Annotated in this window: 5 protein-coding genes; 3 read left to right on the forward strand and 2 right to left on the reverse strand. The window is 37.0% G+C overall.

Annotated elements, in window-relative coordinates:
• Positions 1 to 2: 2 nt before the first annotated feature.
• Both JGH11_RS07125 and JGH11_RS07130 read right to left on the reverse strand, forming a co-directional pair.
• The gene (locus JGH11_RS07125; protein WP_201110885.1) at positions 3 to 1,814 is read right to left on the reverse strand and encodes a RagB/SusD family nutrient uptake outer membrane protein; all 1,812 of its coding nucleotides are present in this window, start codon (positions 1,812 to 1,814) and stop codon (positions 3 to 5) included.
• Between the two features lie 18 nt (positions 1,815 to 1,832).
• Complete coding sequence (locus tag JGH11_RS07130) at positions 1,833 to 5,156, reverse strand: TonB-dependent receptor (RefSeq protein ID WP_201110886.1); 3,324 nt, start codon at positions 5,154 to 5,156, stop codon at positions 1,833 to 1,835.
• Positions 5,157 to 6,244: 1,088 nt separating this feature from the next.
• Between JGH11_RS07130 and JGH11_RS07135 the strand changes: the two genes are divergently transcribed.
• The 3 genes from JGH11_RS07135 to JGH11_RS07145 all read left to right on the forward strand — a co-directional run bounded on the left by JGH11_RS07135 (position 6,245) and on the right by JGH11_RS07145 (position 13,522).
• Positions 6,245 to 9,223, forward strand: coding sequence for a TonB-dependent receptor (locus tag JGH11_RS07135; RefSeq protein WP_201110887.1), 2,979 nt, complete (start codon positions 6,245 to 6,247; stop codon positions 9,221 to 9,223).
• A 21-nt stretch (positions 9,224 to 9,244) separates the two neighbouring features.
• The gene (locus tag JGH11_RS07140) at positions 9,245 to 10,924 is read left to right on the forward strand and encodes a RagB/SusD family nutrient uptake outer membrane protein (RefSeq protein ID WP_201110888.1); all 1,680 of its coding nucleotides are present in this window, start codon (positions 9,245 to 9,247) and stop codon (positions 10,922 to 10,924) included.
• Positions 10,925 to 11,053: 129 nt separating this feature from the next.
• Positions 11,054 to 13,522: a glycoside hydrolase N-terminal domain-containing protein gene (locus JGH11_RS07145; RefSeq protein WP_201110889.1), complete on the forward strand. Its 2,469-nt coding sequence runs from the start codon at positions 11,054 to 11,056 to the stop codon at positions 13,520 to 13,522.
• Positions 13,523 to 13,538: the final 16 nt, after the last annotated feature.

Below are 13,538 nucleotides of genomic sequence, written 5' to 3' on the forward strand. Positions count from 1 at the left end.
GATTAATATCCTGGATTTTGTACTGTTACTCCTTTGTTTACCTCTGTTTGAGGAATAGGCTCTAAATACATTCTAGGATTCCAGTATGCAACATAAGAATTTGCATCCCAGTAATGAATTATCTGATTAGGCATTTGCCCATTATTATTCATACTGCTCGAGTAGAACTGTAACTCTCGCATATTCCCCCCTATTATACCATTAGCAATGTCCGGATGCTTCCAATGCTTTACATCATAATATCGTTGATTTTCACCAACAAACTCAATAGCTTTTTCTCGCTGTATAAGGGTTCTCAATCGTGCTTGATCACTTTCTGTGATTTTGGGCAATCCGGCTCTATTGTGTACTTTATTAAGAGACTCCAATGCTTTACTTGTATTACCAATTTCATTATAAGCTTCAGCTAAATTGAGATAAGTTTCTGCCAACCTGAATAATGGCGGTTCGAACCAAGTACGTCCTCCTGCCTTATAATAAAACTTAGTAGGAGCACCACATCCTTTACCCGATTCACCTACGCCAGGAAAGCTATTAGAAGCAGAGGTATTTCCTGCTCTTCTACCCCATCCTCCCAAATTCCAGCTATTATCTCCGGGATTAGATTTTGAGCCAGCACCAGGTACTATATAGTCAACCTTGAAACGAGCTTCTATTTTTGACATATTTTCTAACCAATGACTTGCCGGTAGAGGACTAGCATCTCCAACCTTAGGCCATACAGGAGTAGTCCCATCTTCCAGATAATAGTTTTCCAGAAAATTTGTTAGAAGCCCTATATTGTCAGTATCCCATCTGTCTTTCCACCAATATGGAGAAGCATTATAGTAATAGGCTAGATAATTGTTATTTTGATTTTCTTCATTGAATTTGTAAGCAAGTATAACTTCGTTGTTATTAGGCAAAGATACTGCTGTACCATAGTCATCCATTGCATTTGGATTAGGATTCCCATCGCCGGCTCCCCCTGTGTTACGTAATTCATAACCATTGGCTTTTGCCCATGTCAATACAGCTTCATTACTTTTTATGGCCTCGTTCCATCTATTTGTATCATAAGCCCCGAAACATACTAAACTATCAGTTTCACTTCCCGAAATATAAGGTTTGGAAGAATTAAACAAGGGTCTGGCAGCAAACATTTGCAGACGAGCTTTCATCGCTAGTGCAGCCCCTTTTGTTATACGTCCTCCATATTTCGACTCCCATCTATCAGGTAAGCCAGAGTAGGCTTCTTCGATAAGCCCCTCCACAAAATTGTAAGTTGCCGAAAGTGGAGATCTGCCTATAAATAAATCATCATCTGAATTAAAAGATTTCACAACGAGTGGTAATCCTCCATATCTGTAAAACATCCCCATATATCGATATGCTATCAGCGCTGTAGCTTCGGCTTTGATATATCCTTTCATTTCATCACTCATATCGGGTACTCTATCGATGTTTTCTTTCACTATGTAACATGCTCTTATGTACATCCAATTTTGCTTATAGTGATCAGCTCCGGCATCTGAACCATCAGATCCTGTTACACTTAAGCCTGACTCTGCTATATGAAATGTACCATGCCAACTATAGCCTTTATATCGTTCACCAGAAATTGATCCTAGATTACCATGCCCCACACCCCATCCGGTAGGCCATCCATGCTTTAATACATCACGGTAGCATTTAGCAAGAGCACCTTCTGCATTTTTGCCGGAGGAGTATATCTCGTCAAGGTCTACTGTTCCTGAAGTATCTGGTATTTCCAGGAATTCATTCTCACAGGAAAATAAAAATATTGTTAGTAATAGAATAATTATATTTTTCATGACTATCTTTTTTCTTTATTAGAATTGAATGTTTAATCCGAAATTGAACACTCGTGTTAAAGGATAGATATAAGAAGAACCATCAGCTGTTTCAGGGTCGATACCCATTTTTCTCATCTCGTTTTGGAAGGTAATCAGATTGTTACCATTTATATATAGCCGTAGAGATGCAAGCCTAGCCATTTTCAGGAACTTACTATTAGATGGGAAAGTATATCCTATCTCCATGTTCTTCAGTTTGAAGAAATCATTTGAATACATCCAATAATCACTAGATTGACTTAGGTAGTTGTTTTCTGAAGTAGTAGGATTAAAAATTGAACGTGGATATGTTATTTTACTTCCTGCAGCGTATCTTTCTTCGGTCCATCGCCCGTCATCCATCCATTGCCATGCATTACCTGCATATTTAAAGAATGGCATTGTCATACCACTACCCATATAGAATGAGCCTCTGGCCGTTCCATTAAATAATAGTTTTATATCAAATCCTTTATAATTTACTCCCAACTTGATACTATAATGGTATGCAGGATAGTTAGGATATTCAATAGGGGCAATATCTTTATTGTCGATAATACCATCTCCATTCAAATCTACATAACGAATATCTCCAAGAGTAGCTTTATTACTAGTGAAAGTATTATATGGGCGATTCGCTAGTTCTTCTTGCGTATTGAACAATCCGTCACTCTTTAATCCAAAACGCTGTCCGATACTAAATCCTGTTCTGTTCATCCAATAATAAGGGTTGGGCGCTTCTGCTTGATATATAATTTTATTTTTAGTATGACTCATATTGGCTTCTACCGAATAACCTACATGACCAATTTGATCATTCCACCCCAAACCTATTTCGTAACCTTTATTGGTGGTCTGTCCAATATTGCTTGGAGGTACTTTACCTGAATCTACACCGTAAATATCCAAAATTGTTCCAAGGGTGGTAAGAATATCTTTTCTATCTTCTTTAAACCAGTCATATATAAATGACAGTCTGTTGTCTAGAAATTTAAGCTCTACCCCTATATCATATTTTTGAGCTTTCTCCCAAGTCACATTAGGATTCCCCAATGTACCTTCCGTAACACCGAGATAATAGTTGCCAACATTATTTCCTGTATTTCCCCACCAATAACCACTTTGATTAAGATTGTAGGTATTAGGTAAATATAAGTATCTTCGCTGATTGCCTAGACGGTCATTTCCTACCTCGCCATACGATCCTCGTACTTTAGCAAATGTCACCCATTTATTTTTTGGAAAAAATGATTCACTACTTGGTACCCAACCAACAGAATAGGCAGGGAAAAATCCAAATCGTTTTCCTTTTCTAAATTGTTCAGTTCCGTTATAACCTATATTCAACTCTGCCATATAGCATTCGTCGTAATTGTAAGTAACACGTCCAACCAAACCAATTACACCTGATGGGGTGTTTGTATTATTGCTATCCCAAGGCATATAATATTTTGAAGCTTTTCCTAAAAATAATCCTGACACATGGTGCAATCCGAAATTCTGGGCCCAACTAAGACCTCCATCCACATACAACTTGTTCCAATTGCTATGTCCCCATGAAGAGAATTCATCTTGTCCTATAGAACCTCCAAAAAATTCCAATACATTAGGATCTTCAAGGTTTCGTTGTACGGTATAAGATGGTAAGGATGGTCTAAAACTAGTTATTCGATTATAGTTATCCTGATAATTTACAGTTCCTTGTACTTTCAAGTTTTTCAATAGATAATCTAGTTCATGTTCTACCTTAACTGTCGCGTTCAACAATGTATTGTCGATAGTACCAGTACCACTATTCAGCAGATTGTATATTGCATTTTGATTTCCAATTTGGCTATTTGTAATCTGAGATATTGGATTCTGAATAGTACCTGCTTCACCCGCGAAGCCGCTAATTAGTTTTCCATCAATAATACCGGGAGCCATAAACGGATTTCCCTCATATACATATTGCATGATCGCTTTATATCGTGCACTTAAGTCATATGGGTCTGATGTATTTCCCGGACCTTGTGTGCTGCCAAATTGACCTGCTAGCCCGACCGATATTTTAAGGTTCTTCGTAATATCTATATCAAAGTTTGATCTAAAATTATATCTTTCAAATTTTGACCCGGTATTTGAACCATAATAATTCGTCGTATTTGTAATTCCCTCTTGAGTAAAATAACCTAGAGAAGCAAAATATTTGAGAGTTTCTGTTCCTCCCGATATATTTAAGTTCAATTGCGCCTGAGGTCCTGATTCACCAAATTGATTACCATAAAGGTCCTGGCTTCCATAAAACAAAGACGGGCTGTTTAGAAGCATTTCTCTTTGGGCTGGAGACAAGTTCATTCCATCAATTTCATCAGAGGTAAAATCCCTATTATTTCTGAATTTCCACAAATGGTTCTCGTTGTACTTATAAATATTATTACTAGTGGCTCCTGCATAACTTTTGTTTTCATGATCTATTGCATCATTTCTCATAACTGCCCAATCATATGAAGACAGATTCTGTTGAAGATTGGATGCCTTTGTAAATCCATAGTTTGCAGAAAGACTGATAACAGGTTTACCCAACATACCTCTCTTGGTCGTTACTATGATTACCCCATTAGCACTTCGGATTCCATATACAGCCGTCGACGAAGCATCTTTCAGAACGCTGACACCTAAGATCTCGTTCGGATCCATAGCATTAAGCTCGGCGAAGGCTTGTTCAGCCGATTGTTCTACACCATCTATAACTATCAGAGGTGTAGCATCTCCATAAGTGGCAATACCACGTATACGAATATTAGCTGCATTACGCCCAGGCTCACCACTAGTCTGTAGGCCTCCAACGCCCGGAGTATTTCCGATAAGGGCATTGGCTACATTTGACACTGGAGTAGAAGTGATTTCTCTCCCTGTTACGGTTGATATTGCTCCCGTAACATTTATTTTTTTCTGTGTCGCAAATGCAGTGACAACAACCTGCTCCAGTCCTATCGACTGATCGGACATTCGAACATCAATTACTTCCTTTCCCGAAACATTGACCTCCATACTCACCATTCCAATGTAGGAGAACACTATAATTCCATTACTAGGTACATTTCTCAGTGTATAGTCTCCATTCTCATTGGTAATGGTTGCTAAAGTAGATTGTCCTTTTACACTAACACTGACCCCAATTAATGTTTCTCCATGTTCATCAGTAACATTTCCTTTTACTACAATCACGCTGGCAGAACGATCAACTTGTGCATACGCTTGTAGCGAAGGATACATAAGTAGACCTACTAGCATCATCCAATAAGGAATCACATGGTACAACAAATTTTTAATTTTCATAAAAACATAGATTTGTTAACATATTTTTTAATTGAAAAACTAATTAAATTCTCATAAAAAGCGTAATACTTTTTTAAATACTCATGGCTGATTACATATTCTTTTGCTATAAAAAAGAATATATTGTGTGTCTAAATTCATTTAAAAAGAAACATATCTCGTCATTGATATAAAATATGTTTTTAACTAGATTCAAGGCAATATTCTCATCGATATATCATAGGGCTATAGATTAATGATTAATAATGAACTGCAATGTTAGTATAATTAATCTGAGGTTAGCGATACTATTTAGACTAGTAATAATACTTATTTACCCAAATATACTTTCGTAACATCAGGCCAGTCAAGAACACCCCCATAAGAAACTAATTTCGCTAGATTCGATCAATAGGCATTGAGCACAAAACTAATACTATTTTAACTTAAATGTATATTTTTTTATGTGCAGATATCAAAAAAAATATATTATATCATAATATAGGCACGAAACGGTAAACCCATTATCAATATAACAGGATATTTTTTCTGGAAGGATAATTGAAAAACTTATAAATAATTAAATAACCTAGCATTCCTGATCTTCCTCATGTCCAGCATTAAGACAGCTATATACTAAAGACAGAAAATAAATTAAATACAATATTGTAATTAATAATATTGCCATAATTGATGAGAGGTTTGATTCCCAGTTAAAGATCGTTGATTATTGTTATTATATGGCTAAGATGATATTAAAATACTTCTACATTTTCGGGATGAAATTATTAGTTGATACATCCCTAATGATAATGATATACTGCACCTTTGCGATTCGTTATTTTAAAACCTAAATAAATCAACGCAAACCTTTGCGTTATATTTTAGTAGAGCCTGATAAATATCAACCGTTTTATTAAATACTTTTGGAGCTTATCATCAATAAACTAAATTATTTAAATGAGTATAAACGAAAAAATAATTAAGATCATTTCACAAAAAAGAGAGTATTAAGGCCTAAATTCGATGATTTTTTATCTCATTCCTATGATAAATATATACACCAAATAACCTTTATTTATTAACCCTTATTGTTAAATTTTAATTCTATGCTTAAAGTACAAATTTACAAAAAAGGGATGACTCGCACTTGGGTCGTCCTTGCATTATTATTGCTAAACTGTACGTTGGTATTTGCCCAAAATAAGGTCACAGGCCGAGTTGTCGACAATACAGGCGAACCCTTAGTCGGAGTCAGTATTGTAGAAAAAGGAACTACTAATGGCATTATGAGCGATATCGACGGTAACTTCTCTCTTAATGTAGCACAGGGCAGTATTATACAACTTTCATTTATAGGTTTTAAAACACAAGAGATTAAAGCTACAAGTTCATTCATGTCTGTAATACTAGAGGGAGATGACAATTTTTTAGACGAGGTAATTGTTGTGGGCTATGGCAAAATGACTCGCAAAGATTTGACAAGTTCTATTACAACAATTAAAGCAGATGAACTGAACAAAGGTGGAGTTTATACATCTCCGGGGCAACTTTTACAAGGTAAAGTTCCCGGACTGACTATTACAACAAGTAGCAACCCTACAGCCACACCGTCTTTGACTCTACGCGGAGCATCCTCATTCAGAGGAGGAGAAGCTCAAGAGCCATACTATGTAATTGATGGTATACCCGGAGCCTCGATAGCATTAGTTGCTCCGGATGACATTGAATCAATCGATGTTTTAAGAGATGCTTCTGCTACTGCCATTTACGGTTCGAAAGCAGCAAATGGAGTTATTATTATTACAACTAAAAAAGGTAACAGTGGAGCGGCAAATGTAACTTACAGTGCATACATGGCTGTAGATCAGGTATCCAACAGATGGGAGCTATTAGATGCCGAACAACATCGTAAAATCCTAGATGACAACGGTCTGACTCTAGGATCGTCCAATTATATAGATAAAGACACAAATACTAACTGGCAAAAAGAAGTTCAGCGTACAGGTTTTTCCCACAATCACAATATTTCTATTCTCGGAGGAAGTGAAAAGACGAATTATTCTGTTTCGCTCAACTATTTGGATAATAAAGGGATCATTAAAAATTCGGAATTAGATCGCACGACCGCCCGCATGAATCTAAATACTAAAACATTGGAAAATCGTTTAGATTTAGGTTTTAGTTTGAATGCAAGTATTACAAATAGTAAATATATACAAGCCGGCAACGAGGGGCTGAATGTACTGGACGCCATGACGTATTACTTACCTGAGTCTCCCGTTTATAATAAAGATGGAAGTTACTTCGAAAATCTGGATAATGGTCAATACTACAATCCTGTTGGGTTGCTTAATCAAAACTCAGACGATGTTCGTCGAAAACGTATTCAAGGTATTGGTACGGCGTCTTTGCACCTTATTCCTGAAGAACTTGTTTTATCCGGTAATCTCTCATACCAATCCGACAATGAAAATATAAGCCGTTATAATGATATAAAATCTAAAGTCAAACAAAATGTTGGAGGATTTGCTCTTCGTTATACAAATGAAGATATCCAAAAAAACGTTGAAATATATGCTAACTATAACAAAACACTCAATAATATCCACAAAATAGGATTTATGCTTGGATACTCTTGGGAAGAAAGAAACACCGGTGACGGATTTCAGTCTACCGATCAATATTTTTCATCAGATGCCTTAGGCTACTACGGCTTGGGAACCGGCAGCTATGAGAATAGAATAGACTATGGATCGTCTTCATACAAAACACAAAAATCTATTTCATTCTTCGGACGTGCCAATTATTCATTCAATAGCAAATACTTACTACAAGCCACTATCAGAAGAGACGGATCTTCGGCCTTTGGCGAAAACAATCGTTGGGGTACATTCCCTTCCGGATCATTGGCATGGAGAATGAATGAGGAGAACTTTATCAAGAATTTAAATATCTTCAGCGATCTAAAATTTCGTATAGGCTATGGAGTCAGTGGTAACAGTCTTGGTTTCGATCCATATATATCTCGTGTTCTGTATGATAAAAATGGAACATTCATCAACTCGAGTGGAGAAACCGTAAGTGCTATCGGAGCAGTACGGAATGCGAATCCGAACTTGAAGTGGGAAAGGACTTCAATGATTAACGTTGGACTGGATTTCGGCTTCTTTAATAATAGACTGACTGGTACAGTCGAATATTATGACAAAAGAACGGACGATCTCATTGCCGATTATGAAGTACCTACAACCGAATACTTAGTTTCATGGTTAACTACCAATGTTGGAGAAATCAGTAACAAAGGTATCGAAGTTACACTAAATGCCACTCCTATCATGACTGATAAATTTACTTGGAATACAAGTTTGAACGTATCGCACAATAAAAATAAGGTAGTAAGTCTATCAAATGATAACTTTGCAAAAGAATATATAGATAAAGCTGAATTGAACGCGGCAGGACAGACAGGCGCACATCAGCAGCGTATTGTAGAAGGAGAACCTTTAGGTTCATTCTATACATGGAAATGGGCAGGCTATAACGAAAATGGAATTTCTCAGTTCTACACTAAAGACGGCGGCGTTACACTAACCCCATCCGATCAGGATCGTTTCTTAACAGGCTCAGCTCAGCCTAAATTAAACTTTGGGTGGAAAAATACATTGACCTATTCTAATTGGACTTTAGATATGTTTTTCACAGGTATCATGGGCAACGATATACTCAATTCGAGTCGTGCTAGCCTTTCTCGTGTAGCCGACATTACTCGACGGAATATGCTTGTTAGTGCTAGTCACAGCGAAAAAATGACAGATACAAACTCCCATTTCCTATCTGACCGATATATCGAAAAGGGAGATTATCTTCGTTTAGCAAGTTTGTCAATGGGATATACATTTGAGAAAATCAGTAAACATATTAAGAATTTGCGTGTGTATGCCTCTTGTAATAATGTTTTTGTAATTACGGGATACAAAGGTCTCGATCCGGAAATTAACCTGGGAGGAACTGAACCGGGTATTGATAATAGAAACTTTTATCCTAAAACTCGCACATTTATGTTTGGGACCAGTATTACATTTTAAAAATTATAAAAAAATATTATCATGAAAATTATAATAAAAAAAATATTACCAATATTAGGCGTGCTATTTTTACTAAACGCTTGTACCGATCTCGATACAGACGTTAAGTCTGAATATACAGAAGAAAACTTCCCTATTACACAAGCTGATATGGAGGCTGTGTGCGGACCTGCTTATTCGAGATTTAAAGGAGCCTACGGACGTAACTTTTGGTTGATGGTCACCGGCACAACCGACGAAGCCACAATGGTTACTAATGATAACAACTGGTACGACAAAGGATATTACGGGGAGTTTGCTCTGCATACATGGACCTATGACAATTCGATGACTACCGGAGCTTTCGAAGAATTATTCACATGTATATCGACCTGTAATCAAATATTAACGATCCTTGAAAAAGCCCCTGAAACTGAATATAGAGCTCAAGCGATGGCTGAAATAAAAACAATGAGAGCTTTATACTATTTTTGGGCGATGGATAACTTCGGAAGGTTACCTATTATCGACAAATTTGGAATAACAGCTCCTCCTCAGTCGAGCCGTAAGGAAGTTGCTGAGTTTATAAAAAAAGAACTGATCGAAAATACGCCGTCATTGAGCACCAAAGTCGATAAAACTACTTATGGAAAACCGACTCAATATATGGCAAAAGCTCTTTTAGCTAAACTATATTTAAACTGGGGTGTATATACAGCAGCTGATATCTCTAACTATGAGCCAAGCGATTCGAATAAAGATTCGAATACTCATTTGGATGACCTTGTTGCTGTTTGCGACGAGATTATCCAAAGTAATGCATTCGAATTAGGCAATGATTGGCTAGCTAAATTTAAGCCTAACAATGGCGCTAATATTAAAGACTTTATCTTTGCTTTTCCTTATAACTGGAATTTGGCCGATGGAAATATTCATAGCCGATTCTGGGGACATAAATTCTTCGAATTCACTTTTGGTATGAAGAGAAAACCAAGTGGCCCACTCCGTGCTATTCCCGAATTCGTTGATAAATACAACTTACCGGGTGATGTCAGAAACAAAATCTGGCGAGGAGGTCCTCAATATTACGAAGATAATCCGACAAAACCTTATATAGTTAAAATTTCCAAGAAAACGTTAGATAAATACTATAAAGGAACAGATGGGGATGCTATTGTAGAATGGCACTTCGAATTGACCAAAGACCTAGTTGTGAGAGGTAACACTCCTGACGAAATAACCGAAAATACGCGTAAATTAGATCTTGCCGGCGATGAATTAGGATTGGCAATGGGATATCGAAATGTAAAATTTTATCCTACAACTTATAGTACTAATTACGATCAGGATAATGATATCCCTATTTTCAGATATGCTGATATTTTATTGATGAAAGCCGAAGCTATTCTTCGTGGAGCTACTCCGACATTAGGGCATACAGCTGCATCTTTAGTAAATCAAATCAGAGAATGTGCACAGGCTCCATCTGTGGATAATATAACATTAGATGAATTACTAGATGAACGTGCAAGAGAATTCGCAGACGAATATTGGAGACGGAACGATCTTATCCGTTTTGGTAAATTCGAGGACGATTGGGGACTAAAAAAAGCTATTCTAGGAACATCAAACAAGGATAAATATCGCCGAGTTTTCTCTATACCTCTAAAATTCATGCAACTAAACCCAACATGGACTCAAAACCCGGGTTATACAAAATAAAATAGTCTTAATTAATCCAGTGGTAGTTCAAATCACTGGATTAATTTTTTATATTTACATTAAATCAGACTCAAAAATTATATAAAATATAAAATACGAAGAAAGAAACTATAAACTAATAAATATACCATGAACAAAAAAGTCATCTTCTTTTTACTGTTAGTCTTTATTTCAACTTGGTTATATGGGCAAAACAACCTTAAACTTTGGTATGAACGACCGGCGAAAGGATGGACCGAAGCTCTTCCGCTAGGCAATGGCTTCATAGGAGCAATGATATTTGGCGATACCGAAAATGAATTGATCCAGCTAAATGAAGGTACACTTTGGTCGGGGGGACCTCAGAAAAAAAACATTAACCCTGATGCACATAAATACCTTAAACCTATCCGTGTGGCTTTAGCTAAAGGTGATTACAAACTAGCCGATAGCCTGTGCCGCAAGATGCAAGGATATTATTCAGAAAGTTTCTTACCCTTAGGAAATCTACATATAAAGCAAAGTTATAAAGAGAAAAGCCGCGTAAAAAACTATTATCGCGATTTGAATCTGAATGAAGCTATTGCGACAACAAGATTTGAAATACAAGGAGTAAATTATATTAGAGAAATATTTACTTCTGCTCCCGATAGCGTAATGGTTATCCGCATTGCAGCAGATAAAGCCGGAAAGATAAATCTAGACTTATCTTTGAATAGTTTATTAAAAAATACAGTTACCGTAGGTACTAACGATCAGCTTGTAATGAATGGAAAAGCTCCGTCCCGGGTAGATCCTAATTATTATAATAAAGCAGGTAGAGAACCTATTTTACAGGAAGATACAGATGGTTGCAACGGTATGCGCTTCCAGAGCGTTTTGAGAGCTGTACCTAAAGGCGGAACAATGACAACAGATAAAGATGGTATACATATCAAAGATGCTAACAGCGTTGTTATTCTCTTTTCGGCAGCAACGAGTTTTAATGGTTTCGACAAATGTCCTGACAGTCAGGGAAAAGATGAAAAGTCTATCTCGGAAAGATATATCACCAAAGCTCTGGTTAAAGATTATGATGTACTAAAAACAAACCATATAGCTGATTACAAGCAATATTTCGACAGAGTGGTATTTCATCTGCCAAACAAAGAAATGACAAAAGCAACAAATGATAAGCTCCCGTCAGATCTGCGGTTAAAATTGTATTCGTATGGAAACTACGATCCTGAATTGGAAATGCTCTTTTTTCAATATGGTCGTTATTTATTAATCTCCTCATCACGCCCGGGAGGATCAGCAGCAAATTTACAAGGGATATGGAACAAAGAGTTTCGTCCACCTTGGAGTTCGAACTATACTATAAATATTAATACCGAAATGAACTATTGGCCTGCCGAGCAAGGTAATCTATCGGAAATGCATATTCCTCTTTTGCAATTCATTAAAAATTTATCAAAGACCGGAGCTGTAACAGCCAATGAATTTTATAAAACCAGAGGCTGGGTAGCTCATCACAATACAGACATCTGGGGGCTGAGTAATGCTGTAGGTGATTTTGGTGATGGAGATCCCAATTGGGCAAGTTGGTTTATGGGCGGTAACTGGTTGAGTCAGCATTTGTGGGAACATTATAGTTTTACCGGAGATAAAAAATTTTTGAAAGACGAGGCCTATCCCATAATGAAAGAAGCCGCGCTATTCAGCATAGACTGGTTGATCGAAAAAGACGACTATCTGACAACCTCACCATCGACTTCTCCGGAAGCGGCTTTCGTGACCGATAAAGGAGAAACGTACTCGGCAACAGAAGGAGCTACTATGGATATTGCTATTATTCGCGATCTGTTTACCAACGTAATAGAAGCTTCTGAGGATTTGAATATTGATCATAAATTCAGAAAGCTTTTAATAGAAAAACGGGCCAAACTACTTCCTTATAAAATTGGCTCTCAAGGTCAATTACAAGAGTGGGCTAAAGATTATAAAGATCAAGACCCTCAACATCGTCATCTTTCTCATTTATTTGGTCTACATCCGGGCCGACAGATTTCTCCTCTGACAACTCCTGAATTAGCGAAAGCATGCGAAAAAACTTTCGAAATCAGAGGTGATGAAGGTACAGGCTGGAGTAAAGGTTGGAAGATAAATTTTGCGGCACGCTTGCTGGATGGCGATCATGCTTACAAAATGATTCGTGAAATCATGCGATATGTAGAAGAAGGACAAGGGGGAGCAGGTGGAACCTATCCAAACTTTTTTGACGCCCATCCACCATTCCAAATTGATGGCAATTTCGGTGCCGCATCAGGTTTTATGGAAATGCTTCTGCAAAGCCACCTGAAAGAATTGCATATACTACCGGCCTTACCGTCAGTATGGAAAGATGGTAGCATAAAAGGATTAAAAGCAAGAGGTAATTTTGAAGTAGACATAGAGTGGCAGAACAATCGCCTGAAAGCTGCTTCAATAAAGTCTAATTTGGGAAATAAATGTACCATACGCACATCTGTTCCTATAGAAATTACAGGTGTGACGGTAACTCAAAAAACGGATGGTAAATATTATTTAAATACTTTCGAAACAGAGAAAAACAAAGTGTATCAGATAAAGTCTAAGTAAGTACAACAAGCATAAT

The sequence above is a fragment of the Dysgonomonas sp. Marseille-P4677 genome, from assembly GCF_016652235.1.
Lineage (GTDB): Bacteria > Bacteroidota > Bacteroidia > Bacteroidales > Dysgonomonadaceae > Dysgonomonas.